Raw genomic sequence first — 21,638 nt, 5'->3', positions numbered from 1 at the left:
ACGGAGAGCGCACCGCGCGCCGCGGTGACGTGCCCGATGCCCGCTGCGCCTTGTGCGGTGGGGCGCGCGGCGTGATCGACGCGGACATGGCACGTCGCTTGCGTTAGCTCGTTCGGACGGGTCAATGGCGATCCGTCCGCAGTACCGAATACCGACGCGCCCGGCAACGGGCTTCATGGGCAACGGCGTCCTACGTATCAGGTCTCGACGAGACCGGGTGCGCAGGACGCCGTTTTTCGTTTGGCGGATGACATGACCGACAAAGCTACCCGTATCGATCTCTTCAGCCTCCGCACCGCGCCGATGCGCGCGTTCCATCTGACGTGGATGGCGTTCTTCGTTTGCTTCTTCGCGTGGTTCGCGTGCGCGCCGCTGATGCCGCTGATCGCGCGCGAATTCCATCTCACGGCGGCGCAAGTCGCCAACATCAACATCGCCGCGGTGGCCGCGACGATCGCCGTGCGGCTGCTGGTCGGCCCGCTGTGCGACCGCTTCGGCCCGCGCCGCGTGTACGCGGGCCTGCTGCTGCTCGGCGCGATTCCCGTGTTCGCCGTGTCGTTCACGCACGACTACCTGTGGTTCCTGATCTGCCGGCTCGGCATCGGCGCGATCGGTGCGGGCTTCGTGATCACGCAATACCACACGTCGGTGATGTTCGCGCCGAATGTGGTCGGCACCGCGAACGCGACGACGGCCGGCTGGGGCAATGCCGGCGCGGGCGCGACGCAGGCGCTGATGCCGTTGCTCGTCGCCGCCGGGCTGATGCTCGGCTTCGGCGAGGATTCGTCGTGGCGCATCGCGCTGGTCGTGCCGGGCGTGGCGATGCTCGCGATGGCATGGGCGTACTGGCGCTTCACGCAGGACTGCCCGCAAGGCGATTTCGTCGCGCTGCGCAAGCAGGGCGTGACGGTCGACAGCGGCAAGAAGGGCGGCTGGGCGAGCTTCTTCAGGGCCTGCGGCAACTACCGCGTATGGATGCTGTTCGTCACGTACGGCGCGTGCTTCGGCGTCGAGGTGTTCATCCACAACATCGCCGCGCTGTACTACGTCGATCACTTCAAGCTGTCGCTGAAGGACGCCGGTTTCGCGGTCGGGATGTTCGGGCTGCTCGCCCTGTTCGCGCGCGCGCTCGGCGGCTGGCTGTCCGACAAGATCGCTGCCCGCCGCAGCCTCGACGTGCGCGCGACGCTGCTGTGCGCGCTGATCATCGGCGAAGGGCTCGGGCTGATCTGGTTCTCGCACGCGCAAGGCATCGGCATGGCCCTCGTCGCGATGCTGGCCTTCGGCCTGTTCACGCACATGGCGTGCGGCGCGACCTACGCGCTCGTGCCGTTCATCGACCGCAAGGCGCTCGGCGGCGTCGCGGGGATCGTCGGCGCGGGCGGCAACGTCGGCGCGGTGGCCGCGGCTTTCCTGCTGAAGGGTGTCGGCGACGTGCAGCAGACGCTGAGCCTGCTCGGCCTCGCGGTGACCGCGACCGCGTTGTGCGCGATGGCCGTGCGCTTCAGCGAAGAACACAAGGCGCGCGAAGCCGAGCTGCGCGATCGCGCGCTGGCCGCCGCCGGCGCCGCGAACTGATCGACCGAAGGAACCGTCATCATGAAACTCATCGTCATCGGCCACGGCATGGTCGGCCACAAGCTCCTCGAATGCGTCGCGGCGCAAGCCGGCGCGGCCGGCACGGCAGGCGCGCTGCAGGTCACCGTGCTCGGCGAGGAACCGCGCCCGGCCTACGATCGCGTGCACCTGTCGGAATTCTTCGCGGGCAAGTCGGCGGACGACCTGTCGCTGGTCGAACCGGGCTTCTTCGAGCGTCATCCGCAGTTCGACCTGCGCCTGAACGCGCAGGTCGCATCGATCGACCGCGCCGCGCATACGGTCACGCTCGCATCGGGCGAAACGCTCGCGTACGACAAGCTGGTGCTCGCCACCGGCTCGCGGCCGTTCGTGCCGCCGGTGCCGGGCCGCGAGCGCGCGGGCTGCTTCGTGTACCGGACGATCGAGGATCTCGAGGCGATGCAGGCGTGCGGCGCGCACGCGAAGCGCGGCGTCGTGATCGGCGGCGGGTTGCTCGGCCTCGAATGCGCGAAGGCGCTGCGCGACATGGGGCTCGATACGCACGTGGTCGAATTCGCGCCGCGCCTGATGGCCGTGCAGGTCGACGACGGCGGCGGCCGGATGCTGCGTTCGAAGATCGAGGCGCTCGGCGTGACCGTGCATACCGGCAAGAACACGCTCGAAATCGTCGACGGTGAGGAAGGCGCGCACCGGATGGCGTTCGCCGACGGCACGCATCTCGACACGGACATGATCGTGTTCTCGGCCGGCATCCGCGCGCGCGACGAACTGGCCCGCGCGTGCGGGCTCGACATCGGTCCGCGCGGCGGCGTCGCGATCGACGACGCGTGCCGCACGAGCGACGCCGACATCTATGCGATCGGCGAATGCGCGGCCTGGAACGGCACGGTGTACGGCCTCGTCGCGCCCGGCTACGACATGGCGCGCGTGGTCGCGAAGCAGCTCGCGGGCGACGCCGACGAAGCGGCGGCGGCCGCGTTCGCCGGCGCCGACATGAGCACGAAGCTGAAGCTGATGGGCGTCGACGTCGCGAGCATCGGCGACGCGCACGGCACGACGGCCGGCAGCCGCACCTACCAGTACGCGGATGAGCGCCGCCAGGTCTACAAGAAGCTCGTGGTGTCCGACTGCGGCAAGTTCCTGCACGGCGCGGTGATGGTCGGCGACGCCGCCGAGTACGGCACGCTGCTGCAGATGATGCTGAACCGCATCGAGCTGCCCGAGTCGCCGGAATTCCTGATCCTGCCGTCGTCGGACGGCGCCGCGAAGCCGGCGATCGGTGTCGACGCGCTGCCGGAAGGCGCGCAAATCTGCTCGTGCAACAACGTGTCGAAGTCGCAGATCTGCGCGGCCGTGGCCGACGGCGCGACGAGCCTCGGCGCGCTGAAGACCTGCACGGGCGCCGGCACGTCGTGCGGCGGCTGCGTGCCGCTCGTCACGCAGATCATGAAGGCCGAGATGAAGAAGCAGGGCCTCGCGGTCAACAACCATCTGTGCGAGCACTTCCCGTATTCGCGTCAGGAGCTGTTCCACCTGATCCGCGTCGAGCGCATCACGACGTTCGACGCACTGCTGCACAAGCACGGCCGCGGTCTCGGCTGCGACGTGTGCAAGCCGGCCGTCGCGGGCATCCTCGCGTCGTGTTTCAACGAGTTCGTGCTGAAGAAGGAGCACGCGGGGCTGCAGGATTCGAACGACTACTACCTCGCGAACATCCAGCGCGACGGCACGTATTCGGTCGTGCCGCGCATGCCGGGCGGCGAAGTCACGCCGGAAGGGCTGATCGCGGTCGGCCAGGTCGCGAAAAAATACGGCCTGTACACGAAGATCACGGGCGGCCAGCGCGTCGACCTGTTCGGTGCGCGCGTCGAGCAGCTGCCGTCGATCTGGGAGGAACTGATCGCGGCGGGCTTCGAATCGGGGCACGCGTACGGCAAGGCGCTGCGCACCGTGAAGTCGTGCGTCGGGTCGACGTGGTGCCGCTACGGCGTCGACGATTCGGTCGGCCTCGCGATCGACCTGGAGAACCGCTACAAGGGGCTGCGCGCGCCGCACAAGATCAAGTTCGGCGTGTCCGGCTGCACGCGCGAGTGCGCGGAAGCGCAAGGCAAGGACGTCGGCATCATCGCGACCGAGAAGGGCTGGAACCTGTACGTGTGCGGCAACGGCGGGATGAAGCCGCGCCACGCGGAACTGCTCGCGTCCGATCTCGATCGCGACACGCTGATCCGTTATATCGACCGCTTCCTGATGTTCTACGTGCGCACGGCCGACCGGCTGCAACGCACCAGCGTGTGGCGCGACAACCTCGAAGGCGGCCTCGACTACCTGATCGACGTCGTCGTGCACGACAAGCTCGCGATCGCGGCCGAGCTCGAAGCCGACATGCAGCACGTGGTCGACACCTACGAGTGCGAATGGAAGCGCGCCGTCACCGATCCGGAGACGCGCAAGCGCTTCCGCCACTTCGTGAACAGCGACGCGCCGGACACGACCATCGAATTCGTCGAGACGCGCGGCCAGATCCGGCCCGCGACGCCCGCCGAGCGCGCGGGCGGCAAGCCCGTGGCGATTCCGGTCGTCGCCGAACCCGCGACCGTTTGACCCCCGACCGACACCCCCGTCTTTCAAAGGAGCCCATCATGAACGATCGTCTTCCGCTGTCCTGGACCCGCGTGTGCCCGCTCGACGACATCGTGCCGAACACCGGCGTGTGCGCGCTCGTCAACGGCGAGCAGGTCGCCGTGTTTCACGTCGCGCATGCCGACGGCGGCGTGTTCGCGATCGACAACGTCGATCCCGTGTCGCAGGCCGCGGTGATGTCGCGCGGGCTGATCGGCAGCCTCGGCGAGCGCGTCGTCGTTGCGTCGCCACTGTACAAGCAGCACTTCGACCTGCGGACCGGCGAATGCCTGGAAGCGCCCGAGCAATCGGTGAACGCGTATCCGTCGCGGGTCGAGGACGGCTTCGTATGGATCGCGGCCTGAACGCCCGGGAGCACGCATGACCGCCACCCCCGTCAAGAGCGTGTGCCCGTACTGCGGCGTCGGCTGCGGGATGGTGCTGCACGTCGAGGACGGCGAAGTCGTCAAGGTATCCGGCGACGCCGACCATCCGGCCAACTTCGGGCGGCTCTGCACGAAGGGTTCGTCGGCGCACGTCGCGCTGCGCCGCTCGGGGCGGCTCGACCGCGCGTTCGTGCGCCGCGCGCGCGAGGACGACCTCGTGCCGTTGCCGGCGCGCGACGCGATCGCCGAGACCGCGCGGCGGCTGCGCGCGGTGCTCGATACGCACGGGCCCGATGCGCTGTCGTTCTACGTGTCGGGGCAGATGTCGATCGAGGCGCAGTACCTCGTCAACAAGCTCGCGAAGGGTTTCGTCGGCACCAACAACATCGAGTCGAACTCGCGGCTGTGCATGGCGAGCGCGAGCACCGGCTACAAGCAGTCGCTCGGCGCGGACGGGCCGCCCGGGTCGTACCAGGACTTCGATCGCGCGAACCTGTTCTTCGTGATCGGCGCGAACATGGCCGACTGTCACCCGATCCTGTTCCTGCGGATGATGGACCGCGTGAAGGCCGGCGCGAAGCTGATCGTCGTCGATCCGCGCCGCACCGGCACCGCCGACAAGGCCGACCTGTTCCTGCAGATCCGGCCGGGCACCGATCTCGCGCTGACCAACGGGCTCTTGCACCTGCTGCATGCGAACGGGCGCACCGACGCCGCGTTCATCGATACCTGCACCGAAGGCTGGGACGCGATGCCCGCGTTTCTCGCCGACTACACGCCCGAGCGGGTCGCCGAGATCACCGGGCTCGCGGAAGCCGACATCCGCACGGCCGCGCAATGGATCGGCGACGCGCAGGAATGGATGAGCTGCTGGACGATGGGGCTCAACCAGAGCACGCACGGCGTGTGGAACACCAACGCGATCTGCAACCTGCATCTCGCGACCGGCAAGATCTGTCGCCCGGGCAGCGGGCCGTTCTCGCTGACCGGCCAGCCGAACGCGATGGGCGGCCGCGAGATGGGCTACATGGGGCCGGGGCTGCCGGGCCAGCGCTCGGTGGCGTCCGACGACGACCGCCGCTTCGTCGAGAACCTGTGGCGCGTGCCCGCCGGCACGCTGCGCCAGGACACCGGCAACGGCACGGTCGACCTGTTCGAGCGGATGGCGGCCGGCGACATCAAGGCGTGCTGGATCGTCTGCACGAACCCGGTCGCGACCGTGCCCAACCGGCGCAACGTGATCGCCGGGTTACAGGCCGCGGAGCTCGTGATCGCGCAGGACGCGTTCCTCGACACCGAGACCAATCGCTACGCCGACATCCTGCTGCCCGGCGCGCTGTGGGCCGAAGGCGACGGCGTGATGATCAATTCCGAGCGCAACATGACGCTGATGCGCGCGGCGGTCGCGCCGCCCGGCGACGCGCTGCCCGACTGGCGCATCGTCGCGGAAGTCGCGCGTGCGATGGGGTTCGGCGACGCGTTCGACTATGCGTCGGCGGCCGACGTGTTCGACGAGATCGTGCGCTTCTCGAATCCGGCGACCGGCTACGACCTGCGCGGCGCGAGCCACGCGGCGCTGCGCGACGGGCCCGTGCAGTGGCCGGTCGCGCCGGGCGCCGCGCGCGAGCGGCACCCGATTCGCTACCTGAACGACGGCGTGAGCCAGCCGCTGCGCCTGGCAGCCGACGGCGGCGACGCGCCGCGCATCACGTTCCCGACGCCGGCGGGCAAGGCGCGCTTTTTCGCGCGGCCGCACGTCGATCCGGCCGAGCTGCCCGACGACACGTTCCCGATCGTGCTGAACACCGGGCGGTTGCAGCATCAGTGGCACACGATGACGAAGACCGGCAAGGTCGCGATGCTGAACAAGCTCAACCCGCGCCCGTTCGTCGAACTGCACCCGGACGATGCGAGCGCGCTGGGCATCGCCGCGAAGGACAGCGTCGAGATTCGTTCGGCGCGCGGCCGCGCGGTGCTGCCGGCCGTCGTGACGGACCGCGTGCGGCGCGGCAACTGCTTCGCGCCGATGCACTGGAACGACGTGTACGGCGATGACCTGTGCATCAACGCGGTGACGAACGACGCGATCGACCCGGAATCGCAGCAACCCGAACTGAAATACTGCGCGGTCGCGCTGACGCGCGTCGACACGGACGCGTTCGCGTCGGCCGACGACGACACGGCGCGCGCCGACGCACGCGCGGACGATGCACCGCCCGCGCCCGCGATCTCGCCGATCACGGCTTCACAGGAATCCGACATGGCAGACATCGACACTTTCGCGGCCGCGCTCGGCGTCGCCGATCTCGCGCCGCCGCCGTTGACCGACACCGAGCGGCTGTACGTGGCCGGCCTCGTCAGCGGACTGAAGGCGAGCGCCGGCCGTCGCGACGGCAGCGTGCCCGTGCTGCCGGCCGGCGCGCCGTTGACGCCGCCCGTGCGGTTCTGGCTCGACGGCATGCTCGCGGGCCTGTTCAGCCGCTCCGTGCCTGCCGGTGCGCAGACCGCTGCCGCGCCCGCGCTGCCGGCCGACGCCGCCGCGGCCGGCGGCGTGCGCATCGTGCGCCCGCGCCCGAAGGTCACGTTGTTGTGGGCGTCGCAGACCGGCAATATCGAATCGTTGACCGAGGATTACGCGACGAAGCTGATGAACGCGGGCTTCGAGATCCGCACCGCGTGCATGTCCGACTATCCGGTCGCGTCGCTCGCCGGCGCGCAATACGTGCTGCTGATGACGAGCACGTTCGGCGACGGCGATGCGCCGGACAACGGCAGCGAGTTCTGGGACGCGTTGCAGGCCGGCAGCGCCGCGCGCCTCGACGGCGTGCATTTCGCGGTGCTCGCGTTCGGCGACCGCAACTACGACCAGTTCTGCGGCCACGGCCGCCGGCTCGACGCTCGGCTCGCGGAACTCGGCGCGGCGCGCCTGTGCGCACGCGTCGATTGCGACGTCGAATTCCAGCACGATGCCGATCAGTGGCTCGAGCGCGTCGTCGCGCGCATCAAGGAGGCCGATGCCGCGCTGCACGCGGTGCCGTCCGGTGGATTGAGCCCGTCGGGGCTGTTGCCGACGAAAGCGCATCCGGCGCCGTCGAAGCTCGTCGCGAACCTGCGGCTGAACCGGCCGGGCGCGGCAAAAGACACGCGCTACGTATCGCTGTCGACCCAGGGCGCGAACCTCGAATACGAAACCGGCGACGCGCTCGGCGTATGGCCGACCAACTGTCCGGAACTGGTCGACGAACTGCTGTCCGTCACCGCGCTGAAGGCCGATGCGCCCGTGTCGGTCGCGGGTGTCGGCGAGATCCGGCTCGGCGACGCGCTCGCGCGCCACTTCGACATCACGCGCCCGCATCCCGACACGCTGGCCTTCATCGCGTCGCGCAGCGCGAACGGCGCGCTGAAGTCGCTGCTCGGCGAGGATCGCAAGGGCGACCTCAAGCAATGGCTGTGGGGCAGCAACTGGCGGACGTGCTGCACGAATACCCGGTCGAGCTGTCGGGCGCGGAGCTGGTCGGCATGCTCAAGCGCATGCAGCCACGCCTCTATTCGATCGCGTCGAGCCCGAGCGCGCACGAGGGCGAGATTCACCTGACCGTGTCGGCCGTGCGTTATCACAACGGCCGGCGCGCGCGCAAAGGCGTCGCGTCGACGTTCCTCGCCGATCGCGCGGACGACGGCCGCGTGCCCGTGTTCGTGCAGAAGTCCGCGCATTTCCGGCCGCCGGTGAACGGCGACGTGCCGATCGTGATGGTCGGCCCGGGCACCGGCGTCGCGCCGTTCCGCGGCTTTCTGCACGAGCGGCGGGCGCGCGGCGCGCGCGGGCGCAACTGGCTGTTCTTCGGCGAGCAGCACGCGCAGACCGACTTCTACTACGGCGACGAGTTGAGCGAGATGCGCGACAGCGGCTTCCTGACGCGGCTCGATCTCGCGTTCTCGCGCGACCAGGCCGACAAGGTCTACGTGCAGGACCGGATGCGCGAGCAGGGCGCCGAGCTGTTCGCGTGGCTGGAAGAGGGCGCGCACTTCTACGTGTGCGGCGACGCCGCGCGGATGGCCAAGGACGTCGATACGGCGCTGAAGGCGATCGTCGCCCGGCACGGCGGCATGTCGGACGAAGCCGCGAACGACTACGTCGCGCGGCTTTCGAAGGCGCGGCGCTACATGCGGGACGTGTACTGAATCGCGTGAGCGGCGGGCCGTTGCGTTGGCCCGCTGCTTCGCCGCCGGCTTACTGTTGCCGCTCCCACGCACGCGCCTGCTCGGCGCGCACGAACGCTTCCGATGAAGCCGGCAGCAGGTTGCGGAACGCGCCGCCGTCGCTGTCGATCACGTCGACCATCTTCGCGATCATTTCCTCCGGGTCGTGCTGTTCGAGCGGGAACGCCAGCCGCTCGGGCGTCACGGTATGCACGGCCGGATCGTGCCAGCGCCGCGTCGTTTCCATCATCCGGTCGTTGAAGCCGGTGCGGTACGGGCCCGGGTTCACGACCGCGACGCGGATGCCGTGCGGCGCCAGTTCCGCGTGCATCGCCTCGGCCACCGATTCGACCGCGTGCTTCGACGCGCAGTACGCGCCGGTGAACGGCCCCGTGATCAACCCCGCGATCGACGACACGAACACGATCTTGCCGTGCTTGCGCGCGAGCATTGCGCGTGCGATCTGCTGCGTGAGTTCGAGCGGCCCGAACACGTTCACGTCGAACAGCTCGCGGACGATCTCGACCGGCAGGTCGACAAGCGCACCGGCTTCGCCGACGCCCGCGTTGTTCACGAGCACGTCGATGGCGAGTTCGGCGGCGCGCGCGCGATCGTAGGCCGACGTGACGTCGAGCTTCACCGCACGCAACGGGGTGCCGCGCTGCGCGGCGGTGTCCGTCAGTGCGTCGATCTCGACGGCCGTGCGTACGCCGGCCGTCACGTCGTGACCGCGTTCGGCGAGCCGCAGCGCGACTTCGCGGCCGAAGCCGGTGCCCGCGCCGGTGATGAGGATGCGTTTCCGTGTCATGTGCTTACCTTGTGGTGTGAAGGGTTGCCTGAAAAAGGTCGCGGCAGTGCCGCGCGATCGCGGTGTCTTCGTCGACGCTGCCGCCCGAGACGCCGATCGCGCCGACGCAGCGCCCGTCGCCGTCGACGAGCGGCTCGCCGCCGCCGAACGTGACGAGCCCGCCGTGACTGTGTTCGATGCCGCGCAGCGGACCGTCGCCCGACATCGCGCCGAGCGCACCGGTCGACGCGCGAAAGCGCACCGCCGTCAGCGCCTTGCGCTGCGCGAGATCGATCGCGCCGAGAAAACAGTCGTCGGTACGCACGAACGCGAGCAGGTTCGCGCCGGCATCGACGACGGCGATCGCGACGCCGGCCACCTGCAGCGATACGGCATGCGCGAGCGCCGCGTCGACCGTGCGGCGGGCGACGGCGAGCGGCAGCGGGAGTGCGGCGGTGAGCGGGTTCATGCGAGGCTCCGAGGGGACGACAGCGCCAGTGTAGGCAGTTGCGGTATATGGGAGAATCCGCATTCTTCTCGAAGCAGTTTCAAGTTTTTTTAATGATGGACAAACGATGAGCAGACGCGATCCGATGGCCGGGCTGCACGTGTTCATGACCGTCGCGACGGCCGGCAACTTCACGCGGGCCGCGGCCGCGCTCGGCCTGACGCCGGCGGCCGTCAGCCTGGCGATCGGGCAACTCGAGGGCGAACTCAACGTGAAGCTGTTCAACCGCAGCACGCGCGGCGTGAGCCTCACCGAAGCCGGCCAGCGCTACTGGCGGCAGACCGAACCCGCTTACCGGCAGGTCATGCAGGCACGCGACGAACTGAAGGATGCGCGCAGCGAGCCGAACGGGCTGCTGCGCGTGACCGCGCTGCCGCTCGCGCGCTTGCTCGTGATCGCGCCGGTGCTCGCCACGTTCCGCGAGCGCTATCCGAAAGTCCGGCTCGAAATCCGCTACGACAACGAACTCGTCGACATCGCGAAGGATGGCTTCGATGCGGGGATTCGCCTGGCCGACCGATTGCAGCCGGGCATGATCGGCGTGCGGATCGCGCCGGCGCTGACGTGTGCGCTGGTCGCGTCGCCGGCCTATCTTGCGCGGCACGGCACGCCCGAGTCGATCGCCGCGCTGGCGCAGCATGCGTGCATCCGTTTCCGGTTTTCGGAGAGCGGGCGCCTGCACAAGTGGCTGCTGCAGGACGGGCGCCGCGATGTCGATCTCGATCCGGACGGCGTGTTCGTGACGAACGACGACGATGCGGTGATCGACGCGGCGCGGGTCGGTGTCGGCATCGCGTTCGCGTTCGTGCGCGAGAGGATCGAGCAGGACCTGCGCGACGGCACGCTCGTCGAGGTGCTGCCCGGCGCGTGCCGGACGCTGCCGCCAATGTGGCTGTATTACGTGAACCGCAAGCACGTGCCGGCCAAGCTGCGCGCGTTCATCGACGTGCTGCGCGAGCGCGAAGGCGCGGGCGCGGCGTAATCGCATCGGCCCCGGTCACTGCAGCAATGGATTGGGCGGTGCATGATGGCGGCTCCAGCCACGAAGCCATGGAGTCGCGTGATGACGGCATTCCCGTATTTCCCGATTCGAACCCTTTTGATTGCCACGGCGCTGGCTGCTGTCGCAATCGGTAGCGTGCCCGCCGTCGGCCAGACGTCGACGTCGACCGTGCCGGCCGGCTCGGCGGCGGCGACCCCCGACAACGCGATACTGCTGACGGTTTTCCTGAAACACGACCAGTCCCGTCCGCTGGCCGAGCTGAACGCGCAACTCGCGAAGCAGGGTTTCTACAAGGCGTTTCCGCCGCCGGGCGTCGAGGTCGTGAGCTGGACCGTGACGATGGGGATCGGGCAGATCGTCGTGCTGCGACTGCCGGCGTCGCGGCTGCGCGAGGTCAATCGCGTGCTCGAGGATACGGCGTGGGGCGCGTACCGGACCGAGTTCTATCCGACTTACGATTACAAGGCGATCGGTTTGGGGGAGCATGAGCGGGCGAAGTGACGCGTAGTGGCGTATTTCCGTACCGGTGGCGCGCCGGAATGAACGCGCCGAATCAATCCGCCGCCATTCCGAAATGCGCCGCGCCGTCGCGTTTTCGTCCTCGCCCGCCGGGCCCGGCGCGGCAGATTCCGCCCAAATGCATCACAAGTCATTCATCCGATGAAAAAACCGCCCCGGTTCCCGGTATGATGCGCACCTTGCGTTCGTGGGACGCCCGGTTTCTTTATGCGTTTCGATGCGCGAGAAACCACAAATCCGCACAAAGGCGACGTGAAAGATTCTGTAATATAAGTTCCGTATACTCGTAAGTTCTGATCCAGGCGCCTCGAGCCCGTCTTCGGCCGGCCGCCCATGCAGAACAACCAGATACGTCGCCGCCCGGCCAGCCCGCGCCGCGACACGCTATGCACCACCACTGAACACGTTATGTCTTCCCGCCACCCTGGTTCGCCCGGCCGTGCCGAGGCGGTGATCGCCCGTGCCCGGGCGCTGATCCGCAACGAGCGCGTGCTGTCGCCGCTGCTCGCGCTCGGCATCGGCCTGCTGCTGATCGTGGTTTTCCAGCATCTGTCGGAATCCGTCGACTACCGGTCGGTGATTCGCCAGTTGCGTCACATGTCCGCCAGCGAGTGGGGCGCGTCGCTGGCCGCGACGGCCCTCAGCTATCTCGCGCTCGTCGCCCGCGATGCGGTCGGCCTGCGTTATGTCGCGGCCAGGGTGCCGCGCGTCGCGCTGTGGATCGGCGCGATTGCCGGTTCCGCGCTCGGCAACGCGACCGGCTTCGGCGCGCTGACGGGCGGCGCGGTGCGCGCGCGCGTGTACGGCGTGTCGGGCGTCACGCCCGCCCAGATCGGCCGGATGACGGTGTTCACGAGCGGCACGCTGGCGCTTGCGATGGTGCTGATGACGGCGGTTGGCATGGTCTGCGTGCCGGAGGCGCTCGCCGCGATGCTGCACGTCGTGCCCGGCGTGCTCACGTGGACGGGCGCGGCACTGCTCATCGCGCTCGCCGCGCTGGTCGTGCTGTGCGGCAACACCGCGCGCCCGGTCGTCACGCGCTTCAAATGGCTGTCGTTCGACGTGCCGGCGCGGCGCGATCTCGTCGCGCAGGTCGTCTATGCGGTGCTCGACGTCGTTGCCGCGGGCCTCACGCTGTGGGTGTTGCTGCCGGCGGCTCCCGTCGGCTTCCCGACCTTCATCACCGTTTATGCGGCCGCGTTGCTGCTCGGGATGATCGGCCATACGCCGGGCGGGATCGGCGTGTTCGAAGCGGCGATGGTCTTCACGCTGGGCCGCGAAGTGCCCGCGCACGCGATGGTCGCCGCGCTGATCGCGTATCGCGCGATCTATTTCGGCGTGCCGCTCGTGCTGTCGGCCGGCTTGCTGGCCGGCTTCGAGGGCCGCGCGCTGCGGCGCCGGCTCGTGACGCGGCAGGCCGTGCGCGTGTCGCAACTGGCGCCGGTGTTCCTGAGCCTCGTGACCTTCGCGGTCGGCGGGATGCTGGTGATCTCGAGCGCGACGCCCGCGTTCTGGCACCGGATCGCGATCCTGCGCCACATCGTGCCGCTGTGGGTGCTCGAAGGCTCGCAGGTGATTTGCAGCGTGCTCGGCGTCGCGCTGCTGTTCGTCGCGCGCGGGCTGCTGCGCCGGCTCGACGGCGCGTGGTGGATGACATTTGCCTTGACGCTCGCGAGTCTCGCGCTGTCGCTGGCCAAGGGCCTCGCATTCGTCGAGGCAGGCGTGCTCGGCACGCTGCTCGTGCTGCTGCTCGTCAGCCGCCGCCGGTTCAACCGACATTCGTCGCTGCTTGCCGAACGCTTCACGGTGAGCTGGTTCGTGTCGGTGGCGATGGTGCTGATGCTGGCCGTGTGGGTGCTGTTCTTCGCATTCCGCGACGTGCCTTACACGCGCGATCTGTGGTCGCATTTCTCGTTCGATGCGCGCGCGCCGCGGGCGCTGCGCGCGACGCTCGCCGCCGGCGTATTCGTCGCGCTGTTCGCGCTGTGGCAATTGCTGCGTCCCGCCCCCGGCCGTTTCGTGAAGCCCGCCGAGCAGGACCTCATCGACGCGGAGCAGATCATCCGCGCGCAGGAATGCAGCGATGCTGGTCTCGCGCTGATGGGCGACAAGTCGTTCCTGTTTTCCGAATCGCGCCGTGCGTTCCTGATGTACGCGAAGAACGGCCGCACGTGGGCCGCGCTGCACGACCCGGTCGGGCCGCGCGAAGAGTGGCCGGCGCTGATCAGCAAGTTCATTGCGCTCGCGCATGCGCACAGCGGCCGCGCGGCGTTCTACCAGGTGCGCGCGAACGCGTTGCCGCTGTATCTCGATGCGGGGCTCACGCTGATGAAGCTCGGCGAAGAAGCGCATATCGCGCTCGACCAGTTCGACCTGAAGGGATCGAACCGTTCGCACCTGCGCTATGCGCTGCGTCGCGGCGACAAGGATGCGCTGACGGTCGAGGTGATCGCGCCGGGCGACGTGCCGGCCGCGCTGCCGGCGCTGCGCGACATCTCGGACGGCTGGCTCGACAGCCGCGATGCGCGCGAGAAAAGTTTCTCGGTGGCCGCGTTCCACGACGGCTATCTGTCGACGCAGTCGGTGATGCTGGTGCGGCAGGCCGACAAGCCGATCGCGTTCGTCACGTTCATGACGACCGACCTCAACACGGAGGCGACGGTCGGCGTGATGCGCCATCTGCCGGACGCATCGCCGTATGCGATGGAGTATCTGTTTACGCAGCTCGCGCTGCATCTGAAGGAAGCGGGTTTCCGCAAGCTGAGCCTGGGCATCGCGCCGTTCTCGGGAATGGGGGCGGCGAAGATGCCGTCGCCGTTCCACCGGCTCGGCCTGATGGTCTGGCGCTTCGGCGGCCGCTTCTACAACTTCCGCGGCTTGCGCGCTTTCAAGAGCAAGTTCGAACCGCACTGGGAGCCGCGTTATCTCGCGGCCTCGGGCTCGGTCGGCGTGTTCGTCACGCTGGCGGATCTGTCATTGCTGGCTGGAGGTCGGCGTTCATGATGTTGAAGAAGGTAAGCGCGCGGGCGGCAGTCGCCTGCGCGGGAATGATGCTGGCCGGCGCCGTGTGCGCCGCGCAGCCGGCCGACGTGAAAGCCGAAACCGTGTCCGGCGGCCGCTACGGGTCCGTGACCGTGACCAAGCCGAGCGGGCCGCTGCGCGGATTCGTCGTGCTGTTCTCGCGCGAGGCCGGCTGGCATGCCGCCGATCAGCAGGCGGCCGACGCGCTCGCGAAAGCCGGTGCGATGACGGTCGGCGTCGATTCCGGGCGTTACGCGGCGAATCTCGCCGCGAAGCAGGAGACCTGCCATCACCTCGACGGCGACGCCGAGGCGGTCAGCCATCAGCTCGAACGTCTCGCGCAGTCGTCGCGCTATTTCACGCCGATCGTCGCGGGCGTGGGCCAGGGCGGCGCGATCGCGAAGCAGATCCTCGCGATGGCGCCGGAGAACACGATCGCCGGCGTCGTCGCGGTCGGTCCGGCCGCGAAGCTCGATCCGCGCTTCAAGCCGTGCCCGCCCGATCCGACGATCGTGCGCCGCGCGATGCCGGGCTTCGTCGAAACGGCGGCCGCGGGCGACACCGCGAAGCTGGTGTCGCTCGTCACGTCGCACCTGCGCGACACCAGCGGCAGCAGCGACGAGCTCGACGTGTCCGACCTGCCGCTCGTCGAGCTGCCGGCCAAGGGCGGCAGCGACCGGCTCGCGATCGTGATCTCGGGCGACGGCGGCTGGCGCGATCTCGACAAGACGATCGCCGAGGCGCTGCAGCGCGACGGCGTGTCGGTGGTCGGCATCGACAGCCTGCGTTATTTCTGGAGCGAGAAGCCGCCGGCCCAGGTGAGTCGCGACCTGGCCCGCGTGATGCGCACCTACATGGCGCGCTGGCATGCGAGCCGCGTGGCGCTGGTCGGCTACTCGTTCGGCGCCGACGTGATGCCGTTCGCGTACAACCGGCTGCCGGCCGACCTGCGCGACAAGGTCGCGGTGATGTCGCTGCTCGGCTTCGCGCCGTCGGCCGATTTCCAGATCCGCGTGACGGGCTGGCTCGGCATGCCCGCGAGCGACAAGGCGCTGAAGGTCGCGCCGGAAATCGCGAAGGTGCCGCCGACGCTCGTGCAGTGCTTCTATGGCGCGGAAGAGACGGACACGATGTGCCCGGCACTCGCGAACACGGGCGCCGACGTGATCAAGACGCAGGGCGATCACCACTTCGGCCGCGATTACATCGCGCTCGAGAAGAAGATCCTCGGCGGGTTCGGCAAGCCGGTGGCGGCGCGCTGAATGCCAGGGACGCCCGCATGATGGCGGGCGCCGGCGGGTTTGCTTCCGGTTCATCGTACGGGCGGCCAGCGAGCCGCCCGTTTCATTTTCCGGGCTGCGCTGCGGCGTCCTGCGGCGGGAGGGCTGTTCTCGCGTCGCGCTGATGGAAGCCCTGAAATCGATCGAGCTGCCGCCGCGCGGCCGCGAGATCGGTGTCGTCGCCGAGCACCGCGCTCGAACCCCCCCTGCGTTGCGCGGTCACGCGTCGACGACGAGCGCCGGATCGAGCGCGCGGATGCGCTGGTCGATGAAGTAGCCGCCGCCTTCCTGGTAGCGCAGGAACAGGCGGCCGCACGTGCGGCAGCGGCTGACGGTGCAGCGGTTGTACGGGAAATGACGCGGCGCGATCGGCGCGTCGTCCGATGCATAGCGCGTGCCGGCCGGATGATATTCCGCGTAGGTCGGTTCGGCATCGCCCGGCGGCGCGAGCGTGGCCACTTCGATCAGTTGCGTGTCCGGCAGCGACAGCGGCAGGGTCGTCCAGCCGGCGAGCGAGGTCTTCGTGCACGTGCACGACTGCGTGACGTGCGCCGCTTCGTCCGTCAGTGTCAGCAGCGCGTCGTGATCGAGGTAGGGCAATCGGCTCATGGGCAATCGGGAAAGGGCGGCAGGACCTGCAATGTAACCCGCATGCGGAGCGGCTGCATGATCGTGACGCACGCAGCATGGCGCGGTGCGCTCGCGCACTACGTGATCAACCTGCCTTGCGGACCGACGGCTGCGCGACCAGTTCGCCGAGCACGCGGATCGCGCGCTCGATGTCGCGGCTCCACGGATGGCCGAAGTTCACGCGCACGCAGCGCTCGAACCCGTGCGCGGCCGAAAACAGCGGGCCCGGCGCGAAGCTGATGCCGCGCGCGATCGCCTCGCGATGCAGTTCCATCGCGTCGATCGCATCGGGAAACGCGAGCCACAGGAAATACCCGCCGTCGGGCCGCACCCATTCGACGCCGGCCGGCAGCCAGCGCCGCAGCGCGTCGTCCATCCGGTCGAGCTGCGCGTGCAGCGCGCCGCGCAGCTTGCGCAGGTGCCGGTCGTAGCCGCCGTGCTCGAGATAGTTCGCGATGCCGGCCTGCGCGGGGATGCTGGCCGACAGCGTCGTCATCAGCTTGAGCCGCTGCACCTTCTCCGCGAACCGGCCAGCGGCGGCCCAGCCGATCCGGTAGCCGGGCGCGAGCGTCTTCGAGAACGAACTGCAGTGCATCACGAGGCCGTGACGGTCGAACGCGCGCGCGGGCAGCGGATAGTCCGGGCCGAAATGCAGTTCGCCGTACACGTCGTCCTCGATCAGCGGCACGTTGCGCGCCGCGAGCAATTCGACGAGCGCGCGCTTCTTTTCGGCGGTCAGCGTGACGCCGGTCGGATTCTGGAAATTGGTCATGAACCAGCACGCGCGGATGGCGTGCCGGTCAAGCGCGCTCGCGAGCGCGTCGAGATCGAGGCCGGTACGCGGATCGACGGGAATCTCGACCGCGCGCAGGTCGAGCCGCTCGATCGCCTGCAGCGCCGCATAGAAGCCCGGTGCTTCGACGGCGACGACGTCGCCGGGCCGCGTCACCGCCATCAGGCACAGGTTCAGCGCTTCGAGTGCGCCGTTCGTGACGACGATTTCGTCGATCGGCTGCGAGATGCCGGTGGCGAGATAGCGCCGCGCGATCTGCTGGCGCAGCGCTTCGTTGCCGGGTGGCAGGTCGACCACCGTGCTCCACGGGCTCACGAGCCGCGTGGCCTGCGCGAGCGACTTCGCCAGGCGCGGCAGCGGAAACAGTTGCGGCGCCGGGAACGCGGAACCGAGCGGCACGATGCCGGGCTGCGTGGCCGCATCGAGCACGGAGAACACGAGGTTGCTGATGTCGACCTTGCGCGTTGCACCCGCGCGGCTCGTACGGCGTTTCGTCGCCGGGCTCGTGGCCGGCTGTGCGCCCGGCGCGACGTAGTAGCCCGAGCGTTCGCGCGCGCGGATCAACCCCCACTGCTCGAGCAGGTAATACGCGCGAAACACCGTCGACTGGCTCACGCCATGTTGCGCGATGATTTGCCGCAGCGACGGCAGACGTGTACCGACGGCGAGGTTGCCGTTGCGGATGTCGTCGGCGATCGTATGGGCGAGGATTTCGTAGCGTTTCATCGGCGTGGGCGGGGCGCTTCGCCGCCGCGCGCGGGCCGGGGCGGCACCGCGCCCGGCGGGCGCGGCTCATTGTCCGATGCGTGGCCCGAAAAGGAAAGCGCGAGCGTTTCCGCGCTGCCGTCCCGCTGCGTCAGGCCGCGTTCGGCTCGACATTCCGTGCGCTGCTGCCGCGCCGCAGCGGCGGCAACGGTTCAACCTTGCCGACGATGAACAGGTACGACAGCGCACCGACCACGCACAGCGCGCCGGCCACCGCGAGCGGCACCACGAACGAGCCTTTCGTGATCGACAGCATCACGCCGGTGAAGGTCGTGATGAAGATGCCCGCGAGATTGCCCGCGAAGTTCTGGATGCCGCCGAGCGAGGCGACGTGCGCGGGCGTCGGCGCGACTTCGCCGACCAGCGTCCACACGTTGGCGCCGGCGAACGACAGGCTGGCATACGCGAGCGCGAACAGGCCGAGGCAGGCCCACACGTTTTCGACGAACGCGGACAGCGCGATCGACGACGACAGCAGCATGCCGAGCACGAGACAGGTCTTGCGCGCGGCGGTGGCGCTCCAGCCACGGCGGAACAGGCTGTCCGACACGTAGCCGCCGAGCCAGCCGCCGGGAATCGCGAGCAGCGCGGGCAGCATGCCCCACGTGCCGAGCGACGCGAGCGAGAAGCCGCGCGACTGCAGCAGGTAGCTCGGGAACCACGTGATGAAGAAGTAGATCGCGAAGTTCAGGCAGAACAGGCCGATCATCATCCCCCACACGGTGCGATAGCGGAACAGGTCCAGCCACGACACCTTCGGGCCGTCGGTTGCGGCCGCAACCGTCGGTGCGCCGCGTTGCGCGAGCAGCGCATCGACGGCGTCCGGCGCGACCGCGCGATAGCGTTCCGGGTCGCGATAGACGAACCACCACGCGAGCGCCCAGACGATGCCGATGCCGCCCGTGATCACGAACGACCCGCGCCAGCCGACGAGCGAGATCAGCCACGCGACGAGCGGCAGCGACAGCGCGGAGCCGACGCGCGAGCCGCTGTCGAAGATGCTGCTGGCCAGGCCGCGCTCGCTGCGCGGGAACCAGTTGAACGCGACCTTCGCGAACGACGGGATCGCGGCCGCTTCGCCGACGCCGAGCATCAGCCGCACGCCGACGAGTTGCGCGAGGCCGCGCGCGGCGCCCGTCGCGACGGTGAATACCGACCACCAGCCGACGGCCAGCGCGAGGCTCATGCGTACGCCGACCTTGTCGATGAACCAGCCGGCCGGCAATTGCAGGAACGCATAGGTCCAGAAGAACGCGCTCAGCACGAGCCCCATGCCGACCGCGTCGAGCCCGAGGTCGGCACGGATGCTGGGCGCCGCGATCGCGAGGTTCGCGCGATCGATGAAGTTGATGACGTTGGCCAGGAAGCACATCAGGATCATGACCCATCGAATGCGTGGCATGGCGGTGTCTCCGCGCGGAATGTCGTGACGGGCGACCGGCGATCCGCTGCGCCGGCCGCCTCGAAGGGCGGATTACCGCGATGCTTGCGGGGTGCGGTCGAACTTCGCCAGCGCTTCCCACAGGCCGTTCAGGTAGACGGCGCCGAGCGCGCGGTCGTAGAGGCCGTAGCCGGGCTTGCCCGTCTCGCCCCAGATCATGCGGCCGTGGTCGGGGCGCACGTAGCCGGTGAAGCCGGTGTCGTGGTACGCCTTCACGATCGCGGCGATGTCGAGCGAGCCGCAGCTCGACAGATGCGCGGTTTCCTCGAAATCGCCGTTCGCGTCGACCTTCACGTTGCGGATGTGCGCGAAATGGATGCGGCCCATCGCGCCGAACTCGCGCACGAGCGCTTCGACGTCGTTCTCGGGGCCCGCGCCGAGCGAGCCCGAGCACAGCGTCAGCCCGTTCGCGGGCGAGTCGACGATGCGCACGATCCGCGCGAGATCGTCGCGGTTCTTCACGATGCGCGGCAGCCCGAAGATCGGGCGCGGCGGATCGTCGGGATGGATCGCCATCTTCACGCCGGCTTCCTCGGCGACCGGAATGATCGCCTTCAGGAAGTATTCGAGATTGGCCCACAGCGCGTTCTCGTCGACGTCGCGGTAGTCGGCGAGCAGCGCCTGCAACTGTTCGGGCCGGTAGCTCGAATCCCAGCCGGGCAGCGCGATGCCGTCGTTCGGATCGATCCGGTCGACCGCGTCGGTGCTGAACGCGAGGCAGGTCGAGCCGTCGTCGAGTGTCTTCGACAGCTCGGTGCGGGTCCAGTCGAACACGGGCATGAAGTTGTAGCAGACGACGCGGATGCCGGCCGCGCCGAGATGGCGGATCGTTTGCCGGTAGTGGTCGATCAGGCGGTCGCGGGTTGGCTTGCCGAGCTTGATGTCCTCGTGCACCGGTACCGATTCGACGACGTCGAACTGCAGGCCGGCGCGCTCGATCGTCGCCTTCAGCGCGTCGATCTTGTGCGCGGGCCAGACCTCGCCCACGGGTTCGTCGTAGATCGCGGACACGATATGCGTGACGCCGGGGATCTGGCGGATGTATTGCAGCGAGACCGGATCGGACTCGCCGTACCAACGGAAAGACATCTTCACTGGAAAGGCTCCTGGCTGGCGGTTCATGCGTCGGACGAGCGGGGCGGCGGCGTGCCGGGCCGTCGTCGGTGTGCGGATTATGATTGGTATGCCAGTTGCGTGGGATAGTGGTTTACCAGTTGTCAGGCAAGCGATCACCCGTGATGCATTTCTGGAAGTGGCAAGCATAGGCTGGTCGATCGGTCGAACCGGCGGCGCAGCCAAATTGGTGTACCATTTTGTCGATCCGACGCCGCAGCGGCGCCGGCCAGCCTGTTGCGAGCCTTTCGATGACCGACCTTTCCAGCCTGCCCGCCAGCCGCGACACCGATGCCGCGGACCGCTCCTATATCGGCCTTGCGCGGCAGATTCACGCGATGGTGGCCGCCGGCGCGTTCGAAGCCGGCGCACGACTGCCGTCGGAGCGCAGTCTGGCCGACCAGTTCGGCGTGAGCCGTACGCAAGTGCGCGAGGCGATCATCGCGCTCGAGGTGCAGGGGGTCGTCGAGGTGCGGATCGGCTCGGGCATCTACGTGTCGGCGGCCGACGCCGCGCGGCCGGTCACGTTCGAAGTACCGCGCGGCCCCGGGCCGATCGAGACGCTGCGCGCGCGCGGGCTGATCGAGGCGGAAGTCGCGGCGCTCGCGGCGACCGAGCGCAAGGATGGCGATCTCGACCGCCTGTTTTTCTCGCTGACGACGATGCGCGAACAGATGAACGACAAGGCCGCATATGACGCGGCCGATCGCCAGTTCCACCTGCGCATCGCGGAATCGACCGGCAACACGGTGCTGCTGCACATGGTCACGGCGATGTGGGATTGCGCGCGCGCCGATCCGCTGTGGGACAAGATCGAGGAGCACTTTCACTCGCCCGCGCTGCGCGAGGCGTCGCAGGAGGATCACCAGCGGATCTTCGCGGCGATCATGGCGCGCGACGCGGCCAGTGCGCGCGACGCGATGCGCGCCCACCTGTCGCGCGTGATCGCCGAATTCACGCAGGCCTGGCGCTGACGTTCGTATTCGCGTCTC

16 protein-coding genes are annotated in these 21,638 nt (G+C 68.9%); 10 read left to right on the top strand and 6 right to left on the bottom strand.

Annotated elements, in window-relative coordinates; all coding sequences use genetic code 11:
• The first annotated feature begins 252 nt into the window (after positions 1-252).
• Genes SY91_RS21035 through SY91_RS35595 form a run of 5 tightly spaced genes read left to right on the top strand, consistent with a single transcriptional unit; the run spans position 253 to position 8,768 of the window.
• Positions 253-1,578, top strand: a complete 1,326-nt coding sequence (locus tag SY91_RS21035; RefSeq protein WP_006478929.1) for an MFS transporter — start codon at positions 253-255, stop codon at positions 1,576-1,578.
• A gap of 21 nt (positions 1,579-1,599) precedes the next feature.
• On the top strand, positions 1,600-4,182 hold the full coding sequence (gene nirB, locus SY91_RS21030) for a nitrite reductase large subunit NirB (RefSeq protein WP_023477079.1): 2,583 nt from the start codon (positions 1,600-1,602) through the stop codon (positions 4,180-4,182).
• Between the two features lie 38 nt (positions 4,183-4,220).
• The gene (nirD, locus tag SY91_RS21025; RefSeq protein WP_006478931.1) at positions 4,221-4,565 is read left to right on the top strand and encodes a nitrite reductase small subunit NirD; all 345 of its coding nucleotides are present in this window, start codon (positions 4,221-4,223) and stop codon (positions 4,563-4,565) included.
• A 16-nt stretch (positions 4,566-4,581) separates the two neighbouring features.
• On the top strand, positions 4,582-8,181 hold the full coding sequence (locus SY91_RS21020) for a molybdopterin-dependent oxidoreductase (protein WP_409557535.1): 3,600 nt from the start codon (positions 4,582-4,584) through the stop codon (positions 8,179-8,181).
• Positions 8,082-8,768: a hypothetical protein gene (locus SY91_RS35595; protein ID WP_409557536.1), complete on the top strand. Its 687-nt coding sequence runs from the start codon at positions 8,082-8,084 to the stop codon at positions 8,766-8,768. Before SY91_RS21020 ends, SY91_RS35595 begins: the two co-directional genes overlap by 100 nt.
• 49 nt (positions 8,769-8,817) lie before the next feature.
• Here SY91_RS35595 and SY91_RS21015 read toward each other — a convergent pair whose 3' ends face one another.
• Both SY91_RS21015 and SY91_RS21010 read right to left on the bottom strand, forming a co-directional pair.
• Positions 8,818-9,594 carry an SDR family oxidoreductase gene (locus tag SY91_RS21015; protein ID WP_006478934.1) on the bottom strand — a complete coding sequence of 259 codons (777 nt, stop codon included), beginning with the start codon at positions 9,592-9,594 and terminating at the stop codon, positions 8,818-8,820.
• A gap of 4 nt (positions 9,595-9,598) precedes the next feature.
• Entirely contained in the window at positions 9,599-10,042 is a 444-nt protein-coding gene (locus SY91_RS21010) for a GlcG/HbpS family heme-binding protein (RefSeq protein WP_034174766.1), read from the bottom strand.
• Positions 10,043-10,148: 106 nt separating this feature from the next.
• Here SY91_RS21010 and SY91_RS21005 point away from each other — a divergent pair, with 106 nt between their 5' ends.
• The 4 genes from SY91_RS21005 (at position 10,149) to SY91_RS20990 (ending at position 15,886) form a co-directional block, all read left to right on the top strand.
• Positions 10,149-11,063, top strand: coding sequence for a LysR family transcriptional regulator (locus SY91_RS21005; RefSeq protein WP_023477081.1), 915 nt, complete (start codon positions 10,149-10,151; stop codon positions 11,061-11,063).
• An 81-nt stretch (positions 11,064-11,144) separates the two neighbouring features.
• Positions 11,145-11,585: a hypothetical protein gene (locus SY91_RS21000; RefSeq protein WP_023477082.1), complete on the top strand. Its 441-nt coding sequence runs from the start codon at positions 11,145-11,147 to the stop codon at positions 11,583-11,585.
• A 426-nt stretch (positions 11,586-12,011) separates the two neighbouring features.
• Entirely contained in the window at positions 12,012-14,606 is a 2,595-nt protein-coding gene (mprF, locus tag SY91_RS20995; RefSeq protein ID WP_034174767.1) for a bifunctional lysylphosphatidylglycerol flippase/synthetase MprF, read from the top strand.
• Entirely contained in the window at positions 14,603-15,886 is a 1,284-nt protein-coding gene (locus tag SY91_RS20990; protein ID WP_023477084.1) for a virulence factor family protein, read from the top strand. Before mprF ends, SY91_RS20990 begins: the two co-directional genes overlap by 4 nt.
• 237 nt (positions 15,887-16,123) lie before the next feature.
• Here the strand turns inward: SY91_RS20990 and SY91_RS20985 are convergent, their stop codons facing one another.
• The 4 genes from SY91_RS20985 to uxuA all read right to left on the bottom strand — a co-directional run bounded on the left by SY91_RS20985 (position 16,124) and on the right by uxuA (position 20,628).
• Entirely contained in the window at positions 16,124-16,513 is a 390-nt protein-coding gene (locus tag SY91_RS20985) for a hypothetical protein (RefSeq protein ID WP_043888106.1), read from the bottom strand.
• 106 nt (positions 16,514-16,619) lie between these two features.
• Positions 16,620-18,053: a PLP-dependent aminotransferase family protein gene (locus SY91_RS20980; protein WP_006478941.1), complete on the bottom strand. Its 1,434-nt coding sequence runs from the start codon at positions 18,051-18,053 to the stop codon at positions 16,620-16,622.
• Between the two features lie 130 nt (positions 18,054-18,183).
• Positions 18,184-19,494 (bottom strand): MFS transporter, encoded by a 1,311-nt coding sequence (locus SY91_RS20975; RefSeq protein ID WP_023477087.1) that lies wholly within the window; start codon positions 19,492-19,494, stop codon positions 18,184-18,186.
• A 72-nt stretch (positions 19,495-19,566) separates the two neighbouring features.
• Positions 19,567-20,628, bottom strand: a complete 1,062-nt coding sequence (gene uxuA, locus SY91_RS20970) for a mannonate dehydratase (protein WP_181158610.1) — start codon at positions 20,626-20,628, stop codon at positions 19,567-19,569.
• 269 nt (positions 20,629-20,897) lie between these two features.
• Here uxuA and SY91_RS20965 point away from each other — a divergent pair, with 269 nt between their 5' ends.
• Complete coding sequence (locus SY91_RS20965; protein WP_006478944.1) at positions 20,898-21,620, top strand: FadR/GntR family transcriptional regulator; 723 nt, start codon at positions 20,898-20,900, stop codon at positions 21,618-21,620.
• The last annotated feature ends 18 nt before the right edge of the window (positions 21,621-21,638 follow it).

The organism is Burkholderia cenocepacia, from assembly GCF_014211915.1.
Taxonomy (GTDB): Bacteria; Pseudomonadota; Gammaproteobacteria; order Burkholderiales; family Burkholderiaceae; genus Burkholderia; species Burkholderia orbicola.
Note: the sequence above shows the minus strand (reverse complement) of the source record. Positions and strands in the feature narration are given on the sequence as shown.

Excerpts from the sequence above, each read along its gene's own strand:
- SY91_RS21035 (WP_006478929.1), top strand. The coding sequence starts at position 253 with ATGACCGACAAAGCTACCCGTATCGATCTCTTCAGCCTCCGCACCGCG.
- nirB (WP_023477079.1), top strand. The coding sequence starts at position 1,600 with ATGAAACTCATCGTCATCGGCCACGGCATGGTCGGCCACAAGCTCCTC.
- nirD (WP_006478931.1), top strand. The coding sequence starts at position 4,221 with ATGAACGATCGTCTTCCGCTGTCCTGGACCCGCGTGTGCCCGCTCGAC.
- SY91_RS21020 (WP_409557535.1), top strand. The coding sequence starts at position 4,582 with ATGACCGCCACCCCCGTCAAGAGCGTGTGCCCGTACTGCGGCGTCGGC.
- SY91_RS21015 (WP_006478934.1), bottom strand. The coding sequence starts at position 9,594 with ATGACACGGAAACGCATCCTCATCACCGGCGCGGGCACCGGCTTCGGC.
- SY91_RS21010 (WP_034174766.1), bottom strand. The coding sequence starts at position 10,042 with ATGAACCCGCTCACCGCCGCACTCCCGCTGCCGCTCGCCGTCGCCCGC.
- SY91_RS21005 (WP_023477081.1), top strand. The coding sequence starts at position 10,149 with ATGAGCAGACGCGATCCGATGGCCGGGCTGCACGTGTTCATGACCGTC.
- SY91_RS21000 (WP_023477082.1), top strand. The coding sequence starts at position 11,145 with ATGACGGCATTCCCGTATTTCCCGATTCGAACCCTTTTGATTGCCACG.
- mprF (WP_034174767.1), top strand. The coding sequence starts at position 12,012 with ATGTCTTCCCGCCACCCTGGTTCGCCCGGCCGTGCCGAGGCGGTGATC.
- SY91_RS20990 (WP_023477084.1), top strand. The coding sequence starts at position 14,603 with ATGATGTTGAAGAAGGTAAGCGCGCGGGCGGCAGTCGCCTGCGCGGGA.
- SY91_RS20985 (WP_043888106.1), bottom strand. The coding sequence starts at position 16,513 with ATGAGCCGATTGCCCTACCTCGATCACGACGCGCTGCTGACACTGACG.
- SY91_RS20980 (WP_006478941.1), bottom strand. The coding sequence starts at position 18,053 with ATGAAACGCTACGAAATCCTCGCCCATACGATCGCCGACGACATCCGC.
- SY91_RS20975 (WP_023477087.1), bottom strand. The coding sequence starts at position 19,494 with ATGCCACGCATTCGATGGGTCATGATCCTGATGTGCTTCCTGGCCAAC.
- SY91_RS20965 (WP_006478944.1), top strand. The coding sequence starts at position 20,898 with ATGACCGACCTTTCCAGCCTGCCCGCCAGCCGCGACACCGATGCCGCG.